This window comes from Sphingomonas sp. PP-CC-3A-396, from assembly GCF_004343105.1.
In the GTDB taxonomy this organism is placed as follows: domain Bacteria; phylum Pseudomonadota; class Alphaproteobacteria; order Sphingomonadales; family Sphingomonadaceae; genus Sphingomonas.
In genome coordinates, this window is the sequence record NZ_SLYF01000003.1 from 54,355 (window position 1) to 72,551 (window position 18,197).

Genomic DNA, 18,197 nt, shown 5'->3' on the forward strand with positions numbered 1-18,197 from the left:
AACCAACCCCTTTGGCACTCGGCAGCCATTTGCCGCCCTATCGCCTGCCTATCGCACCACCGGGGCTTCGCTGCAATCGCCGTGCGATGGCAGGCCGCCACCTTGCTTTGCCGGGCATGCGGCATCAACTTAGTGTATCCGTTCAAAACGCTTCCCGAGGTTTCTTCATGCAAATCGTCTTCGCGCCTACCGTCCCCGCTAATGCCCCGATTCTCGCCGTTCCGGTCGCGAAGGACGGCATGGCGCAGGTGACTTGGCGCGCGATCGGTGGCGATGCCGAGGCGCTTGCGACCAGCGCAACTGCCGCGGCACGCTTCGCGGGTGAAGCCGGCGCGGTGGTCGAGCTGTTCGTGCCGGTCGAGGGTAAGGTCCGTCAGGTCCTGCTGGTCGGTGTCGGCGTGGGCGAGACCGCCGATTGGGAAAAGGCCGGCGGTGCGATCACCGCACGTCTGCTGACCTCGGGCGCGTCATCGGTTGTGGCCGACCTCTCGGCTGGAGCCACACCGACGCCGAAGACCGCCGCACACTTCGCGGCTGCCGCCGCTCAGCGGGCATGGCGCTACGACACGTACCGTACCAAGCTCGCCGAGAAGTCTAAGCCGACGCTGACCGAGATCACTATCGTCGGTGCCCCCGAGGGCACCGACGCCGCCTGGGCCGAAGCGGCCGCAGTTACCGGCGGGCTCGACCTGACGCGCTGGCTGGTCACGTCGCCACCGAACGTCGTTTACCCCGAGAGCTTCGTCGAAAAGGTGACGAAGGACGTCGAGGGCCTCGGGCTCGAGATCACCGTGCTCGACGAAGCGCAGATGACCGAACTCGGCATGGGCTCGCTGCTCGGCGTCAGCCAGGGCTCGCGCCGTGAGGCACGCATCCTCGCGCTGAAGTGGAACGGGGCAGGGGCCGACGCGCCCACTCTCGCGTTCGTCGGCAAGGGCGTGACGTTCGATTCGGGCGGCATCTCGATCAAGCCCGGCGCGGGCATGGAAGACATGAAGTGGGACATGGGCGGCGCGGGTGCGGTCGCCGGGGCGATGAAGGCGCTGGCCAGCCGCAAGGCCAAGGCGAACGTCGTCGGCGTGATGGGCCTGGTCGAGAACATGCCCGACGGCGCGGCGCTGCGTCCGAGCGACGTCATCACCTCGATGTCGGGCCAGACGATCGAAGTGCTCAACACCGATGCCGAGGGTCGCCTTGTGCTGTGCGATTGCGTGACCTGGGTGCAGCAGGCGCACAAGCCGACCACGATCGTCGATCTCGCGACGCTCACGGGTGCAATGATCGTCGCACTGGGTACCGAGAATGGCGGCATCTTCGCCAACGACGACGCGCTGGCCGACCAGCTGATCGCGGCGGGCAAGACCACCGGCGACACGCTCTGGCGCTTCCCCCTGTCGCCCGCCTACGACAAGCTGATCGATTCGCCGATCGCCGACATGAAGAACGTCGGCCCCCGCGGCGCCGGCTCGATCACCGCGGCGCAGTTCATCAAGCGCTTCGTCGACGAAGGCGTGAAGTGGGCGCATCTCGACATCGCCGGCATGGTCTGGTCCGACAAGCCGGGGACCAACCACGACAAGGGCGCAACCGGCTACGGCGTCCGCCTGCTCGACCAGTTCGTAGCGGACAACTTCGAGGGCTAATTACGGATAGGGGGGGACTCGCACTCCCCCGTCATCCTGACGAAAGTCAGGACCCAGGATACCACGCGATGCGCTCAATAACTCTGGATCCTGACTTTCGTCAGGATGACGGCGCGGGTCGGGCAGGGGGATGGAAACTATGCAGGTTGATTTCTACCACCTAACCAGCCCCCTCGACCGCGTCCTCCCGCGGATCGCCGAGCGCGTCGTCCAAACCGGCGGCCGCCTCCTCATCGTAGCCGAACCTGAAGAACAACGCGTCGCGCTCGACCGCCTGCTCTGGTCCTTCGCTCCCGAAAGCTTCCTCCCCCACGCCCAGGCCGGCAGCAACGACGACACCGCCCAACCCATTCTAATCGCTCAAGATATCCAGGAAACCGCCCCCGCCAACGCTGCCCGCAACGTCGCGGTGGTAGACGGCCGTTGGCGTGACCTTATCCTAACCTTTGACCGCGCCTTCCACATCTTCGACGACGAAGCGATCCGCGAAGCGCGCCTCGCCTGGAAGGGACTCGCCGACCGCGACGACGTCGAACGCCGCTACTGGAAACAGAACGACTCCGGCCGCTGGGAACAAGCCGCATAGGTTGCTTTAGCCGCGTCCCCCGCCTAAGCGCCGCGCATCCGATTACCGTCAACACAGGAGCCCGTGACCATCATGGCCGCGAACCGTACCTTTTCGATCATCAAGCCCGACGCAACCCGCCGCAACCTGACCGGTGCGGTCACCAAGATGCTCGAGGAAGCCGGCCTGCGCGTCGTCGCTTCGAAGCGCATCCAGATGACCCGCGAGCAGGCCGAAGGCTTCTACGCGGTCCACAAGGAGCGTCCGTTCTTCGGCGAGCTCGTCTCGTTCATGATCTCCGGCCCGGTCGTCGTCCAGGTTCTCGAAGGCGAGAACGCGATGCAGCGCAACCGCGACATCATGGGCGCCACCAACCCCGCCAACGCAGAGCCCGGCACGATCCGCAAGGAACTCGCCGAGTCGATCGAAGCGAACTCGGTACACGGTTCGGATTCGGACGAGAACGCCGAGATCGAGATCGCCTATTTCTTCAAGCCCGAAGAAATCGTCGGCTGATGACCTGGCGGCTGCGACGGGCTGAGCCGGGCGATGCGCCCGCGCTATCGCTCGTCGCATCCGCCACGTTCCTCGACACCTATGCGACCGTGCTAACGGGGGCCGACATTGTCGCCCACTGCACGGCCAAGAACAGCATCGCCGCGTTCGAGACGTGGCTGAGCGATCCCGCCACGATCGTGACGCTCGCCGAATACGAGCCCGGCCACGCGCCGATTGGTTACACCGTGCTCACGGCGGCCGATTTCCCGACCGAACCCGGGCCCGCGGATATAGAACTCCGCCGCATCTATCTGCTGAAACAGGCGCAAGGCACGGGCCTGGGCGCCGCCCTGATGGCCCGCGCCCTGGAAGACGCCACCGCGGCCGGCCGGACCCGAGTCCTGCTAGGCGTCTGGGACCAGAACACCCGCGCCCGAGCCTTCTACGAACGCCAGGGTTTCAAGGTAATCGGCGCCCGCCAGTTCACGGTCGGCACCACCCTTCACGACGACCCGGTCTACGCACGAGCGTTGTGAGTCGGGCAAACGCACTCCCGCCTCCATGTTCTCCCGCGAAGGCGGGAGCCCAGTCTGGATCCCCGCCTTCGCGGGGAAACATGCGGTAGGGTGCTACTAAGCCGCCGGCTTCTCTTTCGCCCAGATCGCATCAAGCTTCGCCTGATCACCGCCGCGCTGGCGAACGCGCAAGCCCTCGAGCTTCAGTGACCGACCCATCAAGGGCAAGCCGGCTTCGGTCTTCCAGATCACTTCATAAATGCCGCTCGCCGAACGGGTCGTGTCGCCATCGAAATATTGGACGCTAACCAAAACTGGCAATCGGCCTGCTCGGTTGTCCGCGCCGCCATCGGTCAACTTCAGAAGCGGCTTAGAGAACCACGATTTGTCGATGACCGGCTCCGCCGGCGGCCGCTGCGGCGAGACGCCCAGCGCACGCGGGAAGGTGATCGTCACGTCCTGAAGGTCATGCCGCGCATCCTTCAGCAACAGCGTGTTGCCGCCATCCTGCACGATCGCCGACAGATCGATCTTCGTTCGCTCGCGCGCCGCACTCGACTGCGCCGCGAGCTTGTCCGCCTCGTTCGCACGATGATCCGACCAGTTGGTCCACAGCGTCAGCGCCGCGATCAGCACACCCGCAACCGCGACGACTTCGGCCAGCGTCACCCAACGCCGCCGCGTCGCCGCAGCCTCGCGCCGTTCGGTCGGAGTCTCGGTGCTCATCGCCCTCCAGCCTCCAGCAAACGGGCAGGGGCGGCGAGTTCCCAACTCCGCGCGATCCGGTCCTCGACCAGCGCCCAGTCCGGATCGCCGGCGACATTCATTCCGACCCAGCCGGTCGCACCGAGATAGGCCGGTCGCGAATACATTGCCGGGTCCGCCTCGATCAGCGTCGCCTGTTCATCGGTGCCGCTCGTCTTCACGCACACCATGGTCAGCCCATCGCCGTGATGATCCGCCCGGAACTGCACGAACTGCCTGTCGGCCACGAAAAAGGTCGGCTGGCCGTGCGACACCTTCTCCTCGGTCTCGGGCAAGGCAAGCGCCGCCGCACGAACGCGGTCGAGGGGGGACAGATCGGTCATCGCGTCACGAACTCCGCCAAAGTCTTCGGATACAAAGCATGTTCCGCCGCCAGCACGCGATCCGCAAGCGCGTCCGCATCGTCGCCGGCAAGGATCGGCACCTCGGCCTGCCCCAGCACCGCGCCGCCATCGAGTTCCTCGGTCACGACATGCACCGAACACCCGCCAACCACATCCCCCGCCGCGATCGCCCGCGCATGCGTGTCGAGCCCCTTGTACCTGGGCAGCAGCGACGGGTGGATGTTGACGATCCGGTCGCGCCACGCCGCGACGAACCCGTCCGACAGCAACCGCATATAGCCGGCGAGCGCAACGACCTCGACACCAGCCTCGCGCAACGCCGCATCGATCGCTGCCTCGTATGCCGGCTTGCCCAAACCCTTAGGCGAGAGCGCGAACGTTGCCACACCCTCGACCTGAGCCCAGTCGAGCCCGGCCGCGTCCGGCTTGTCGGAAGCGACCAGCGCGATCTCATACGGACACTCCGCCGCGCGCGACGCGCCGACCAGCGCCATCATGTTCGATCCGCGCCCGGAGATCAGCACGCCGACTCGCGTCTTGTCAGCCATGCGTCGCGGTCCAGTCCTCGCGTGCGCTCCACGTGCCGGCAGACCCACGGACCGTGCAGCCATGCGCCCCGGTCTCGATCCGCCCGATCGTGAACACCGTTTCGTCCGCCGCCTGAAGCGCCGCTGTCACCGCCTCGGCCTCATCCGCGCTCACGATCACGACCATGCCGATCCCGCAGTTGAACGTCCGCGCCATCTCCTCCGGCTCGATCGCGCCCTGAGCCTGCAGGAACGCCATCAACCGCGACTGCTCCCACGCATCCGCATCGACCACGGCATGCACGCCGTCGGGCAGCACGCGCGGGATGTTCTCGAGCAGGCCACCACCGGTGATATGCGCCAGCCCCTTGATCCGCCGCTCGCGCAGCAACGGCAGCAGGCTGGCGACGTAGATGCGAGTCGGCGCCATCAGATGATCGATCAGCAACTTGTCCTGATCGAACAACGCAGGGCGATCGAGCTTCCACCCGCGATCGGTGGCAAGCCGCCGGACCAGCGAAAACCCGTTCGAATGCACGCCCGAAGACGCCAGCCCGAGCATCACGTCGCCCGCCGCGATCTCTCGCCCGGTCAGCACGTTGGTCCGCTCGACCGCCCCAACGCAGAAGCCCGCCAGGTCGTAATCGCCGTCCGCATACATGCCCGGCATCTCGGCCGTCTCGCCCCCGATCAGGGCGCAGCCGGCGGTCTTGCACCCTTCCGCGATCGAGGCGACGACGCGCTCTGCAACGGCGGCATCAAGCTTCCCGCTCGCATAATAATCGAGGAAAAACAGCGGCTCGGCACCCTGCACGATCAAGTCGTTGACGCACATCGCTACGAGGTCGACGCCGACGCCCTCATGCCGGTCCCACTCGATCGCCAGCTTCAACTTGGTGCCGACGCCGTCGTTCGCCGCGACCAGCAACGGATCGACGAAACCCGCCGCCTTGAGGTCGAACATCCCGCCGAACCCGCCGAGATCGGCATCCGCCCCCGGCCTACGCGTCGAGCGCGCGAGCGGGGCGATCGCCCGCACCAGCGCGTTGCCCGCGGCGATCGAAACGCCCGCCTGAGCGTAGGTGTAAGGGCCCGAAGCGGGAGCGGCGGAGTCTGGCGTATCGGTCATGATCGGTGCTGCTAGCCACATCGCGCTTGGATTTCCACGTCTGCTTCGCCAAAAGGCCCGCTTGATGCGTATCCGTACCCTTCCCACCGCGCTTGCTGGCGCCGCTCTCCTGCTGAGCGGTGGAGCCGTGCTCGCGCAGATCGAAGGCGGCAGCCGAGGCGCAGCCCCGGTCGACAGCGGCAGCGCGTACGAGGTGAGTGGCGTCACGGTCGACGTCGCCGGCAAGACCGCCGACGCCGCGCGCTACGGCGGCTGGCGGCTCGCCCAGCGTAAGGCTTGGGTTCAATTGTCGAACCGGCTCGGTGGCGGTGGCGGTCTCGTCTCCGATGCCACGCTCGATTCGCTCGTCTCCGGCATCGTCGTCGAGAACGAACAGATCGGCCCGCAGCGCTACATCGCCAAGCTCGGCGTGCTGTTCGATCGCGGTCGCGCCGGCTCGATCCTCGGCATCTCGACCTACGCCGATCGCTCTCAACCGATGCTGACGATCCCGATCCAATATTCGGGCGGCGTCGGCCAGGCGTTCGAGCAGAGCACGCAGTGGCAGCAGGCCTGGGCGCGCTATCGCACTGGCAACAGCAGCATCGACTATGTCCGCCCGTCCGGCTCCGGCCCCGACGCGCTTCTGCTCAACGTCGGCCAGACGCAGCGCCCCGGGCGCGGCTGGTGGCGGACGATCCTCGACCAATATGGCGCGAGCGACGTGCTCACCCCGGTCGTGAAGCTTTATCGCCAATGGCCCGGCGGCCCGGTGATCGGCGTGTTCGAAGCGCGCCACGGTCCAGACAACGACCTGATCGGCAGCTTCACGCTGCGAGTCGGGACGCCCGACGGCATCGCGCAATTGCTCGACACCGGCGTGAAGCGGATCGACGACCTGTACCAGCAGGCCCGCCGCAACGGTTCGCTCCGCGTCGACTACAGCCTCTCGCCCCCACCGCCGCCCGAAGCCGCAACGATAGACGACCTGCCGACCGACGAGACTGCGGACGCCAATACCGCCGCGCTGACCGGCGGCGAGGGCATATCGGTCATCGTCCAGTTCGATACGCCTGCAGCCACGGCGGTATCCTCGACCGAAGCCGCACTCCGCGCGATCCCCGGCGTCCGCTCGGCGGCTACCACCAGCCTTGCGCTCGGCGGCGTCTCACTGATGCGCGTCGCGTACGACGGCGACCCCGCGGCGCTGAAGACCGCGCTCGAAGCCCGAGGCTATCAGGTATTCGGCTCCGGCCAGACGATCCGCATCCGCCGGGTCGCCCAACTTCTTCCGCCGGACTTGCCCGCGGACAATGCGACGACAGGGTGAGCGCGACCAAGATGACTCAAATTGCGCTGCCACTCGGGTGGCCGGCGGACCCTCGCGACGACGCCTTCCTGGTTACCCCCTCCAACTCGCGAGCCGTCCACACGCTGGAGCATACGGCCACCTGGCCCGTCATGACTGCCATTCTCACCGGCCCGCGCAAATCGGGCCGCAGCCTGCTCGCGCGGATTTTCGCGGCGAAGAGCGGCGGGACGATCATCGACGACGCCGAACGCGTGCCCGAAGCACAGCTGTTCCACGCCTGGAACCGCGCGCAGGAGGAGCACAGGCCGTTGCTGATGGTTGCCGACGCGGCGCCGCCCGAATGGAAGGTGAAGCTTCCCGACCTGCGTTCGCGCCTCGCCGTCAGCCCGATCGCGGCGATCGGCGCGCCCGACGACGAGCTCATGCGGCTGTTGCTGGCGCATTTGTTCGAGCGCCGCAGCCTCGATGCACGGCCCGATCTGATCGACTGGCTCGCGACCAGAATCGAGCGCAGTCATATTACCGTAACGCGAACCGTCGATGCGCTCGATCAGGAGGCGATGGAACGTCGCAAGCGCTTGTCGATTAATCTTGCACGAACCACACTCACCGAGGCCGGGCTGATCCTCCGGCCGCAACTCGCTCTCGACCTCCCGCTCTTCACGCCACCATAAGCCCCCAAGAGGCCCGATGAACCGTCCAGCCCATATCGTCCGCCAATCGGAAGACGACGACGATCCCATCGGCGCAGAGCCGAACGACCGGTTTTTCAACCGCGAGCTCTCCTGGCTGGCGTTTAACCGGCGCGTGCTGGAGGAGGCGTGCAACCCTGCGCATCCGTTGCTGGAGCGACTCCGCTTCCTGTCGATCTCGGGCTCGAATCTCGACGAGTTCTTCATGGTCCGCGTCGCCGGCTTGAAGGGGCAGCAGACGCAGGACGTCGATCGGCGCTCCGCAGACGGGCTGACCGCCGGCCAGCAGCTGACCGCGATCGTCCGCGAGGCCGACGAACTGATGGCGAGCCAACAGGCAGTATGGGGCGACCTGCGCGTGCTGCTCGACGAAGCCGGGCTGTTCGTCCTGCGCCGGGAAGCCGTTGAGGGCGAGGCCGACGAGTGGCTCGAAACGCATTTCCGCGATCAGATCTTCCCGATCCTGACCCCGCAGGCGCTTGACCCCGCGCACCCGTTCCCGTTCATCCCGAACCGCGGCCTGTCGGTGATCTTCGACCTTGTCCGCCGTTCGGACAACGAACCGGTCCGCGAACTGGTCATGCTTCCGCACACGATGACGCGCTTCGTCCGCCTACCCGGCGAGCCCGCGCGCTACATCTCGATCGAATCGATCCTGAAGCGGTTCGCGCCGGTCTTGTTCCCCGGCTACGAAGTCCTCGCCGCCGCCAGCTTCCGCGTCCTGCGCGACAGCGACATGGAGATCGAGGAGGAGGCCGAGGATCTCGTCCGCTACTTCGCCAACGCGATCAAGCGTCGCCGCCGCGGCCGCGTGATCCGTCTCGAACTCGAAACCGGTATCCCCGACGTCCTCGCCGCGGTCCTCAAGGACGAACTCGGCGGCGCCGACGCGATCATCACCGAGAGCGGCAATCTGCTCGGGATCGTCGACCTCGACGGGCTGGTCGATGAGGATCGTCCCGACTTGAAGTTCCCGCCGTTCACGCCGCGTTTCCCCGAGCGAATTCGCGAATTCGGCGGCGACTGCTTTGCGGCGATCAAGGCCAAGGACATCGTGGTCCACCACCCGTACGAGACGTTCGAAGTGGTGCTCGCCTTCCTGAAGCAGGCGGCGAACGACCCCGATGTCGTCGCGATCAAGCAGACGCTCTACCGCGCCGGCAAGCAGCCTGCGGTCATCAACGCACTGATCACCGCGGCCGAGGCGGGCAAGTCCGTCACCGCGGTCGTCGAACTGAAGGCACGATTCGACGAAGAGCAGAACATGGTCTGGGCCTCCGCGCTGGAGCGCGCGGGCGTGCAGGTCGTCTACGGCTTCATCGACTGGAAGACGCACGCCAAGGTCTCGCTCGTGGTCCGCCGCGAAGGCCAGGCGTTCCGCACCTACTGCCATTTCGGCACGGGCAATTATCACCCGGTCACCGCCAAGATCTACACCGACCTCAGCTTCTTCACCGCCGACGCCGCGGTCGGGCGCGATGCGGCGCAGATGTTCAACTACATCACCGGGTATGTCGAACCGACCGACATGGCGCGTGTCAGCCTAAGCCCGCGTGACCTCCGCCAGAACCTGATGAACCTGATCGACGTCGAGATCGCCAACGCGCGCGCCGGCAAGCCCGCGGGCGTCTGGGCGAAGATGAACTCGCTGGTCGACCCCGCGGTGATCGAGAAGCTGTACGAGGCGAGCGGGGCAGGGGTGGAGATCGACCTCATCATCCGCGGCATCTGCTGCCTGCGCCCCGGCGTGCCTGGGTTGTCCGAAACGATCCGCGTGAAGTCGGTGATCGGCCGGTTCCTCGAGCACAGCCGCATCTGGGCGTTCGGCAACGGCAAGGCGCTCCCCAACGATGGTGCCAAGCTGTTCATCTCGTCGGCCGACTGGATGCCGCGCAACTTCGATCGCCGCGTCGAATATATGCTGCCGATCCTCAACCCGACCGTCCACGACCAGATCCTCGATCAGGTCATGGTCGCGAACCTGATCGACAACGAACAGAGTTGGGAGCTAGGCCCCGACGGCGAATATAGCCGCGTCGATCCCGGCGACCGCCCGTTCAACCTGCATCGGTATTTCATGACGAATCCTTCGCTCTCCGGCCGCGGCGCCTCGCTCGCAACCAGCAATGCCGTGCCAACGCTGTCGCTCCGCCGAAAACGATGAGCGTTACCAGCGTCCTGTTTGGCAATTCGCCCCCCAAGGCGGAGACCGACGATCACCCGCGTACCGGAATCATCGATATCGGCTCGAACTCGATCCGTCTGGTGGTCTACCAGGGGCCGCCGCGGCTCCCCGCGATCCGTTTCAATGAGAAGGTGTTGGCGGGGCTCGGGCGTGGGCTCGCCGCTACCGGCGCGATCGAGAAGTCCGCGTTGAAGACCGCACGCGTCGCGCTGGCGCGGTTCGCGGCGGTGGCGAAGGAAATGGAATGCTCGACGCTCCGCACGGTCGCGACCGCTGCGGTACGCGATGCGAAGAACGGCGGCGAACTCATTGCCGCGGCTGAACAACTTGGCTTGACCGTCGAGACACTGTCGGGCGAGCAGGAAGCCAGCGCGGCCGGCTACGGTGTGCTGTCCGCTATCCCCGAAGCGGACGGCATCGTCGGCGATCTAGGCGGCGGCAGTCTCGAACTCGTCCGCGTCCGCCGCGGCAAGATCGAGGACCGCGTCTCGTTCCCGCTCGGCGTCCTCCGCATCGGCCCGATCCGGGCGAAGCGCGGCAAGGTGCTCGCCCGCTACGTGGCACGTCTGGTGCGCGAAGCCGGCTGGACCGCGAAGGGGCAGGGGCTTCCGCTGTATCTGGTCGGCGGATCGTGGCGGGCGCTGGCACGGCTCGACATGGAACTGTCGGACTATCCGCTGCCGATCATCCACCAATATTCGATGACAGCAGCGACGATCACCCGGCTGAGCCGGACGATCCCGCAACTGTCCAAGCCCCGCCTGAAGGCTATCCCAGGGCTGTCCTCGGGCCGCACGGCAACGCTCGCCGACGCCGCGGCGTTGCTGGGCGTACTGATGCGACAGCTCGGCAGCCGGACGACGATCGTATCCGCCTATGGCCTGCGCGAAGGCTTGCTCTACGAAGACCTGAAGCCCGCCGACCGCGCGCTCGATCCACTGATCGTCGCCGCACGCGAAGAGGGCCGCCTACTCGGTCGCTTCCCCGAACACGGCGATCTCCTCGACCGCTGGATCGCACCGCTGTTCACTACCGAGCCACCCGCAATGGCCCGTATTCGCCACACCGCATGCCTACTTGCGGACGTCGGCTGGCGCGCCAACCCCGAGTTCCGTGCCGAACGCGGCGTCGAGGTCGCGTTGCACGGCAACTGGGTCGCGATCGATGCGCCGGGTCGGGGGATGCTGGCGCAGGCGCTCTACACGAGCCTCGGCGGTGATCTGGCGGCGGCAGACCTTGTAGGGCGGCTGGCGACCCCGGCCGCGCTGAAGAGCGCTACGGCCTGGGGCATGGCGATGCGACTAGGCCAGAGGATGAGCGGCGGCCTAGCCGGGCCATTGAAGCGCTCGCAACTCGCGGACGATGGCGTATCGCTAACGTTGACACTGCGTCCGGACGATAGCGGCCTGTACGGCGAGGCGGTCGAGCGTCGCCATACCGCTCTGGCGACTGCGTTGGGCCGCAAACCCTCACTCGCTATTGCTTAGTTCCCCCCGCATGCCGGGGAGGAGCTAAGTCATCATGCGCATGTGAAGCGTTCGATCCGACCCTTCGCATCGACATAGACGTTCAGGCGATCGGCGCGGAAATCCATCGTCACGGCCGTGTTCGGCGCGATCCAGCGGAGCGTGCGCGCACCCGACCGCTTCTGCATGACGTCGGCCCGAGCATCGCTCGCCCGCTTGCCGACCAGATCGCCGAGCGAGTCTGCATTGCACGCCGCAGCCACCCGAGCAGCGGCAGGCGTCTCGCCACGCATCTCGACCGGCGTACACGCCGCCGAGGCGAGTAACGCCGCAACCAGAACGAACCTCATGCGGCATCCTCCGTACGCGTCATCTTCAGCTTTCCGCCGATCACCGCAAACGCCAGCCGCCCCTCGACCAAATCGAGCGCGTCGCGGCCGAACTGATCGAACCGCCAGCCTTCGAGCATCGGCAGCCCGGTCCGAACACCCGCCGCCAGAGCCTCGAGCTCGTCGGTGCGGGCGAGCAGTTTCGACGCGACATCAATGTCTCGAGAGCGGATCTTCAGCAGCAGCTTGAGCAGGTCCGCGACCAGCGAACCTTCCTTGCCTAGCCCCGGCTTGCGATCGTCACGTGGCGGCATTTCATCGTCGCCGAGCGGCTGCGAGCCCTCTATCGCCGCCATCAAGCGGCCACCGATGTCGTTGCCCGCCCAGGTCGCCGACAATCCACGCACCCGCGCCAAGTCCGCCTGCTTCTTGGGCGGATGCCCCGCCATATCGCCCAGCGTCTCGTCCTTGACGATCCGCCCGCGTGGCAAATCCTTTGCCTGCGCCTCAAGCTCACGCCAGCGAGCCAGCGCCTTAAGCCGCCCCAGCACGTCAGGCTTGCGCCCGGAAATCCGCACGCGTTTCCACGCCAGATCAGGATCGTTCGCATAATTCGCGGTATCGCCGAGCCGCTCCATCTCCTGATCCAGCCACACGCCACGCCCGGTCTTGCGCAACCGCTCCAGCATTTTCGGAAAAATCTTCGAAAGATGCGTGACGTCGCCGATCGCATATTCGATCTGCCGCGCGTCGAGCGGCCGGCGCGCCCAGTCGGTGAACCGCGCGCCCTTGTCGACCGCGATGCCGAGCCAGCTGTCGACCAGGTTCGAATAACCGATCTGCTCGCCTTGGCCGAGCGCCATCGCCGCGACCTGCGTGTCGAACAGCGGGAAGGGCGTCTTGCCGGTCAGGTTGTAGACGATCTCGATGTCCTGCCCGCCGGCGTGGACGACCTTCAGCACGTCGTGATTCTCGACGAGCAGGTCGAGCAGCGGCTTCAGGTCGATGCCGGGCGCCATCGGATCGATTGCGGCCGCCTCCTTGTCGTCGGCGATCTGGATCAGGCAGAGCTCCGGGTAATAGGTGCTCTCGCGCATGAATTCGGTGTCGACGCACACATAGTCGGCGTCGGCCATGCGCGCGCACAGATTGGCGAGCGTGGCACTGTCGGAGATAAGCGGGTGGATATGCATCGCTCGTCCATAGCGAGGCTCCCTCTCGTTGACAAAGGGGCGGGTTGACAAAGGCGGGTAGGGAAGGTGAAGCGCGAGCCATCCAATTCCCGTCATCCCAGCGAAAGCTGGGATCTCCCGTCGCAGGGCGCATCCTTGCCGCACGAGATGCTGGGACGACGTATGAGAGACAGAGACATGCACGCCTATCGCACCCACAACTGCGCCGCCCTCCGCCCCGAACAGGTCGGCGAAGAGGTTCGCGTCTCCGGGTGGGTCCACAAGAAGCGCGATCACGGCGACCTCGTCTTCATCGATCTGCGCGATCACTACGGTATCACGCAGATCGTCACTGACGTGTCGGGCCCGGTCTTCAAGGTCATCGAGGGTCTGAAGAGTGAAAGCGTCGTCACGATTACCGGCAAGGTGACCGCACGTGCGCCGGAAGCCGTCAACCCGAACCTGCCGACCGGCGGGATCGAGATCCGCGCGACCGCCGCGACGGTCCAGTCGATGGCCGGAGAACTGCCGATGCCGGTCGCGGGCGAGGCGGAGTATCCCGAGGATATCCGTCTCCGCTATCGCTATCTCGATCTGCGTCGCGAGCGTCTTCACGCGAACATCATGCTCCGCAGCCAGGTGATCACGTCACTCCGCAATCGGATGAATTCGCAAGGGTTCACCGAATTCCAGACGCCGATCCTGACCGCATCGTCGCCCGAAGGTGCGCGCGATTACCTAGTGCCGAGCCGCGTCCATCCGGGCAAGTTTTACGCGCTTCCGCAGGCGCCGCAGATGTTCAAGCAGCTGCTGATGGTCGCGGGCTTCGACCGCTATTTCCAGATCGCACCCTGCTTCCGCGACGAGGACGCGCGCGCCGACCGTTCGCCGGGCGAGTTCTACCAACTCGATTTCGAGATGAGCTTCGTCACGCAGGACGACGTGTTCAATGCGATCGAGCCCGTCCTGCACGGCGTGTTCGAGGAGTTCGCCGACTGGCAGGGCAAGGGTCGCCAGGTTTCCGCGCTCCCATTCAAGCGCATCCCCTACCGCGAATCGATGTTGAAGTACGGCAGCGACAAGCCCGACCTGCGCAACCCGATCCTGATCCACGACGTCGGTCATCACTTCGTCGATTCGGGCTTCGGCCTGTTCGCCGGCATCGTCGCTGGCGGTGACGTGGTCCGCGCGATCCCCGCGCCGAACACCGCCGACAAGTCGCGGAAATTCTTCACGGACATGAACGACTGGGCCCGCGCCGAGGGGCATGCCGGGCTGGGTTACATCACGCAGAAGAACGGTGAACTCGGCGGCCCGATCGCCAAGAACCACGGCGAGGAAGCCACCCGGAAGCTGATCGCGGAGATGGGCCTCGGCCCGAACGACGGCATCTTCTTCGCGGCTGGCAAGGAACTGCCCGCCTCGAAGCTCGCGGGCGCCGCCCGGGCGCGGATCGGCGCGGACCTCGGCCTGATCGACGAGAACCGCTTCGAGTTCTGCTGGATCGTCGACTTCCCGATGTTCGAATATGACGAGGACGCGAAGAAGGTCGATTTCAGCCACAACCCATTCTCGATGCCGCAGGGCGAGATGGACGCGCTGGATAACAAGGATCCGCTCGATATCCTCGCGTATCAGTACGATATCGTCTGCAACGGCGTCGAGCTGTCGTCGGGCGCGATCCGGAACCACCGTCCGGAGATCATGTACAAGGCGTTCGAGATCGCCGGCTACACGCAAGCCGACGTTGACACGAACTTCGCGGGCATGATCAACGCGTTCAAGGTCGGCGCGCCGCCGCATGGCGGCTCGGCGCCGGGGATCGACCGGATGGTGATGCTGCTCGCCGGCGAACCGAACATCCGCGAGGTCGTGCTGTTTCCGATGAACCAGAAGGCCGAGGACCTGATGATGGGTGCACCGAGCCCGGTCAGCGCCAAGCAGCTGAAGGAACTCAACATCCGCCTGACGGTGGATGGCCCTAAGGACGCCACGCAAGTGGTCGCGCCTAACGCAGGGTGACCTGACTGTCCCTCGCCCCTCCGGGGAGAGGGAAGGAGGCGCGCTTGCGCCGGGAGGGTGAGGGGCGGTTGGCGGATCCCAACTTCCCCTCACCCTCCCACCCGCATGCGCGGGCGGGCCCCTCCCTCTCCCCAAAGGGGCGGGGGAAAGACGACCTACGCTTCCTCAACCCCCTTAACCATGCAAATACCCCTAGACGATAAGGGGTTGGCATGCGCGACGATCAGATGACACCGGCGCCAAGCCTCGTCCGCAGCCTCGGCGTAATGGGCGTCCTGTTCCTCACCCTCTCCGTCGCGACCCCCGCATCGTCGGTGTTCGTCATCGTCCCGGGCATGCTCCAGGTCGCCGGCACCGGCGCAGTCTGGGCAACGCTGATCGCCGGTTTCGTCTGCGTCGCGACCGCGTTCGTCTACGCCGAGCTATCCTCCGCCTGGCCGGTCGCAGGTGGCGAGTATGTCGCGGTCGCGCATACGCTCGGGCCGATGGCGGGGTTCGTCATGCTCGGCGTCAACGTCTTCAACAACCTGATCTTCCCCCCGGTCGCAGGCCTGGGCGTCAGCGCGGTGCTCGGCACGCTGGTCCCCGGCCTGCCGCAGATCCCCATCGCTATCGCCGTGGTCGCAGGGTCGACACTGGTCGCGATCCTCCAGATCAAGGCGAACGCCTGGCTCACCGGGCTCTTCCTGTTGGTCGAAATGCTGGCGATCGTCGCGGTCGTCTGGCTCGGGTTCGCCGATACCGTCCGCCCGATCGGCGACCTGCTCTTTAACCCGGTGATGCCGCAAGGAGTCGCGCTCGTCCCAGCGTCCGCCGCCTCGATCGGCCTCGCCACCTCGATCGCGATCTTCGCGCTCAACGGTTACGGCGCGGCGGTCTACTTCGGTGAAGAGATGCTCGACGCCCCCCGGCTGATCGCGCGCGCGATCATGGCCTCGCTCGCGCTGACTCTGCTGTTCGAAGGCATCCCGATCGTAGCGGCCCTCGTCGGTGCACCAGACCTCCACGCCACGCTTACCGCCGACGACCCGTTCGGCCTCCTCGTCACCCTCCGCAGCGGCACCACGACGGCGAACTGGATCTCGATCGGCGTCGTCGTCGCGATCGTCAACGCGGTGATCGCCTGCATCCTCGCCTGTGCGCGCTTCTTCTACGGCACTGCGCGCGACGGAAGCTGGGGCCGCCCGCTCGACCGGTGGATGACGCAGGTCCACCCGAAGTTCGGCTCGCCCTGGGTCGGCACGCTGCTGGTGGGCGGGTTCGGCATCGTCGCGTGTTTCCTGCCGCTCCAGTTGCTGCTCGTGCTCAGCGGCACCGGCCTCGTCGCGATCTACGCAGGCATTTGCGTCGCGGCAATGGTCGGCAGGCGTACCGGCAAGACCGCCCACGCACCCTACCAGATGCCGTTCTACCCGCTCGCTCCCATCGTAACGCTGCTCGCGCTAGGCTATGTCTGCTGGACGAGCTGGTCCGATCTGGAGGAGGGGCGCCCCGGTCTGCTCATGACGGCTGCGCAGATCCTGCTGTCGATCGCCTATTATTGGTTCGTCCTGCGTCGTCGCGGCGCTTGGAACGTTCAGATCCCGACCCTTGCGACGGAGCGCGATGCATGACGATACACCTGGCCGACTACGAAGATGGCGACGAGTACGATGGCAAGTACAAGCACGACCTCGCTGCGCTGCAAAAGCGGCTTGAGCATATCCAGGTCGCTCACATCGTCGGCGGTACGCGCGCGATCGTCATGTTCGAGGGCTGGGATGCGGCAGGGAAGGGCGGCATCATCCAGCGCCTGTCCGCCGAATGGGACCCGCGCAACTACAAGGTCTGGCCGATCTCGGCGCCGACTGCGGACGAGAAGGCGCATCATTTCCTCTGGCGCTTCTGGAACCGCCTGCCCGCGAACGGCAACATCGCGGTGTTCGATCGCAGCTGGTACGGCCGCGTGCTGGTCGAGCGTGTCGAGGGGTTCGCCAGCGAGACCGAATGGCGCCACGGTTACGACGAGATCAACGCGTTCGAGGCACAGCAGGTCGAGAGCGGCACGACCCTCATCAAGCTGTTCATCCATACCACGCAAAAGGAGCAGGACCGGCGATTGAAGGCGCGTCTCGACGATCCGTGGAAGCACTGGAAGACCGGGCTCGATGATTTCCACAACCGGTCGCGCCGTGAAGACTATCTGGAGGCGATGGCCGAGATGTTCGCGCGCACCGACACCCCGACCGCGCCGTGGACCGTCATCGACGGCAACGACAAGAAGGCGGCCCGGATCGCAGCGCTGACGCTGATCGCGGACCGCCTCGAAGCCGGCGTATCGATGGTGCCGCCACCGCTCGACCCGAAGGTCAAGAAGGTGGCGGAGAAGGCGTTAGGCCTTCGCTGACTTGGCTTCTGTCGACTCTGCTTGGATGAACTCGTCATCCTCGTTGAGCAGCAGCATCTGGCCCTTGTCGATGCCGAAATAGGCACCGCGCAGGGCCAGTGTGCCAGCGGCTTCGGCCTCGGTCACGAACGGGAAGGTGCGAAGGTTGGCGATCGAGGTCCGGACGGATTCGAGTTCCATCTCGCGACCGGCCTCGGCGCCTTCACCGTACTTCGCGATGACCTTCTCGCGGGCACCGTCGAGCAGACTGACCCAGTCGGACACGAAGCCGCCTGCACCGTGATCGGCATCGGCAAACGCCTGCGTCAGCGCAGCCTTGCAGCCACCGCACTTCTCATGGCCCATCACGACGATCTCTTCGACCTTCAGCTGCGTAACCGCGAACTCGATCGCCGCGGAGACGCCGTGATAACCACCACCGGTCTCGAACGGCGGGACTAGGTTGGCGACGTTACGCACCACGAACACCTCGCCCGGCAGCGTATCGAAAATCTGCGCGGGCTCGACGCGGCTGTCCGAGCAGGCGATGATCATCACCTTGGGGCTCTGGCCGTCCTGCAGTTCCTTCCAGCGCTCGCGCTGCTCCTCCCAGGGGCCGTCCTTGAAGCGGTGATAGCCTTCGATCATTTCCGGAAAGTGAGTTGGCACGGTTAGCCTTCCATATCAGT

At 66.0% G+C, this 18,197-nt stretch carries 18 protein-coding genes; 11 read left to right on the forward strand and 7 right to left on the reverse strand.

Annotated elements, in window-relative coordinates; genetic code table 11:
* Positions 1–167 precede the first annotated feature (167 nt).
* From C8J40_RS06585 to C8J40_RS06600, 4 genes are all read left to right on the forward strand, one after another.
* Positions 168–1,643, forward strand: a complete 1,476-nt coding sequence (locus tag C8J40_RS06585; protein WP_132896329.1) for a leucyl aminopeptidase — start codon at positions 168–170, stop codon at positions 1,641–1,643.
* A gap of 139 nt (positions 1,644–1,782) precedes the next feature.
* Positions 1,783–2,229: a DNA polymerase III subunit chi gene (locus C8J40_RS06590; protein ID WP_132896330.1), complete on the forward strand. Its 447-nt coding sequence runs from the start codon at positions 1,783–1,785 to the stop codon at positions 2,227–2,229.
* 72 nt (positions 2,230–2,301) lie between these two features.
* Positions 2,302–2,724, forward strand: a complete 423-nt coding sequence (ndk, locus tag C8J40_RS06595) for a nucleoside-diphosphate kinase (RefSeq protein WP_031393391.1) — start codon at positions 2,302–2,304, stop codon at positions 2,722–2,724.
* On the forward strand, positions 2,724–3,242 hold the full coding sequence (locus C8J40_RS06600; RefSeq protein WP_132896331.1) for a GNAT family N-acetyltransferase: 519 nt from the start codon (positions 2,724–2,726) through the stop codon (positions 3,240–3,242). Before ndk ends, C8J40_RS06600 begins: the two co-directional genes overlap by 1 nt.
* A gap of 96 nt (positions 3,243–3,338) precedes the next feature.
* Here C8J40_RS06600 and C8J40_RS06605 read toward each other — a convergent pair whose 3' ends face one another.
* The 4 genes from C8J40_RS06605 to purM are packed head-to-tail and all read right to left on the reverse strand — an operon-like array spanning position 3,339 to position 5,986.
* Positions 3,339–3,947: a hypothetical protein gene (locus C8J40_RS06605; protein ID WP_121885098.1), complete on the reverse strand. Its 609-nt coding sequence runs from the start codon at positions 3,945–3,947 to the stop codon at positions 3,339–3,341.
* On the reverse strand, positions 3,944–4,309 hold the full coding sequence (locus tag C8J40_RS06610) for an MmcQ/YjbR family DNA-binding protein (protein ID WP_132896332.1): 366 nt from the start codon (positions 4,307–4,309) through the stop codon (positions 3,944–3,946). Before C8J40_RS06610 ends, C8J40_RS06605 begins: the two co-directional genes overlap by 4 nt.
* Positions 4,306–4,878, reverse strand: coding sequence for a phosphoribosylglycinamide formyltransferase (purN, locus tag C8J40_RS06615; RefSeq protein WP_132896333.1), 573 nt, complete (start codon positions 4,876–4,878; stop codon positions 4,306–4,308). The genes C8J40_RS06610 and purN overlap by 4 nt, the downstream gene beginning before the upstream one ends.
* On the reverse strand, positions 4,871–5,986 hold the full coding sequence (gene purM / locus C8J40_RS06620) for a phosphoribosylformylglycinamidine cyclo-ligase (protein ID WP_132896334.1): 1,116 nt from the start codon (positions 5,984–5,986) through the stop codon (positions 4,871–4,873). The genes purN and purM overlap by 8 nt, the downstream gene beginning before the upstream one ends.
* 64 nt (positions 5,987–6,050) lie before the next feature.
* Between purM and C8J40_RS06625 the strand changes: the two genes are divergently transcribed.
* From C8J40_RS06625 to C8J40_RS06640, 4 genes are read left to right on the forward strand one after another with little or no spacing between them, the layout of a single operon-like run.
* Positions 6,051–7,295, forward strand: coding sequence for a heavy-metal-associated domain-containing protein (locus C8J40_RS06625; protein ID WP_132896335.1), 1,245 nt, complete (start codon positions 6,051–6,053; stop codon positions 7,293–7,295).
* 11 nt (positions 7,296–7,306) lie between these two features.
* Entirely contained in the window at positions 7,307–7,951 is a 645-nt protein-coding gene (locus C8J40_RS06630; protein ID WP_132896336.1) for a DnaA/Hda family protein, read from the forward strand.
* Between the two features lie 16 nt (positions 7,952–7,967).
* Positions 7,968–10,133: an RNA degradosome polyphosphate kinase gene (locus C8J40_RS06635; protein WP_056481892.1), complete on the forward strand. Its 2,166-nt coding sequence runs from the start codon at positions 7,968–7,970 to the stop codon at positions 10,131–10,133.
* On the forward strand, positions 10,130–11,641 hold the full coding sequence (locus C8J40_RS06640) for a Ppx/GppA family phosphatase (protein ID WP_132896337.1): 1,512 nt from the start codon (positions 10,130–10,132) through the stop codon (positions 11,639–11,641). The genes C8J40_RS06635 and C8J40_RS06640 overlap by 4 nt, the downstream gene beginning before the upstream one ends.
* Positions 11,642–11,673: 32 nt before the next feature.
* Here the strand turns inward: C8J40_RS06640 and C8J40_RS06645 are convergent, their stop codons facing one another.
* Entirely contained in the window at positions 11,674–11,970 is a 297-nt protein-coding gene (locus C8J40_RS06645) for an I78 family peptidase inhibitor (protein ID WP_132896338.1), read from the reverse strand.
* Positions 11,967–13,142 (reverse strand): ribonuclease D, encoded by a 1,176-nt coding sequence (gene rnd, locus C8J40_RS06650; protein ID WP_132896339.1) that lies wholly within the window; start codon positions 13,140–13,142, stop codon positions 11,967–11,969. Before rnd ends, C8J40_RS06645 begins: the two co-directional genes overlap by 4 nt.
* Before the next feature lie 177 nt (positions 13,143–13,319).
* Between rnd and aspS the strand changes: the two genes are divergently transcribed.
* The 3 genes from aspS to C8J40_RS06665 all read left to right on the forward strand — a co-directional run bounded on the left by aspS (position 13,320) and on the right by C8J40_RS06665 (position 17,529).
* On the forward strand, positions 13,320–15,143 hold the full coding sequence (aspS, locus tag C8J40_RS06655) for an aspartate--tRNA ligase (RefSeq protein WP_132896340.1): 1,824 nt from the start codon (positions 13,320–13,322) through the stop codon (positions 15,141–15,143).
* Between the two features lie 212 nt (positions 15,144–15,355).
* Positions 15,356–16,756, forward strand: coding sequence for an APC family permease (locus tag C8J40_RS06660; protein ID WP_243693237.1), 1,401 nt, complete (start codon positions 15,356–15,358; stop codon positions 16,754–16,756).
* Entirely contained in the window at positions 16,753–17,529 is a 777-nt protein-coding gene (locus C8J40_RS06665) for a polyphosphate kinase (RefSeq protein ID WP_132896341.1), read from the forward strand. Before C8J40_RS06660 ends, C8J40_RS06665 begins: the two co-directional genes overlap by 4 nt.
* On the opposite strand, the gene C8J40_RS06670 is transcribed toward C8J40_RS06665, so the two are convergent.
* Positions 17,515–18,156, reverse strand: coding sequence for a carbonic anhydrase (locus tag C8J40_RS06670; protein WP_132735238.1), 642 nt, complete (start codon positions 18,154–18,156; stop codon positions 17,515–17,517). The genes C8J40_RS06665 and C8J40_RS06670 overlap by 15 nt on opposite strands.
* Positions 18,157–18,197 lie beyond the last annotated feature (41 nt).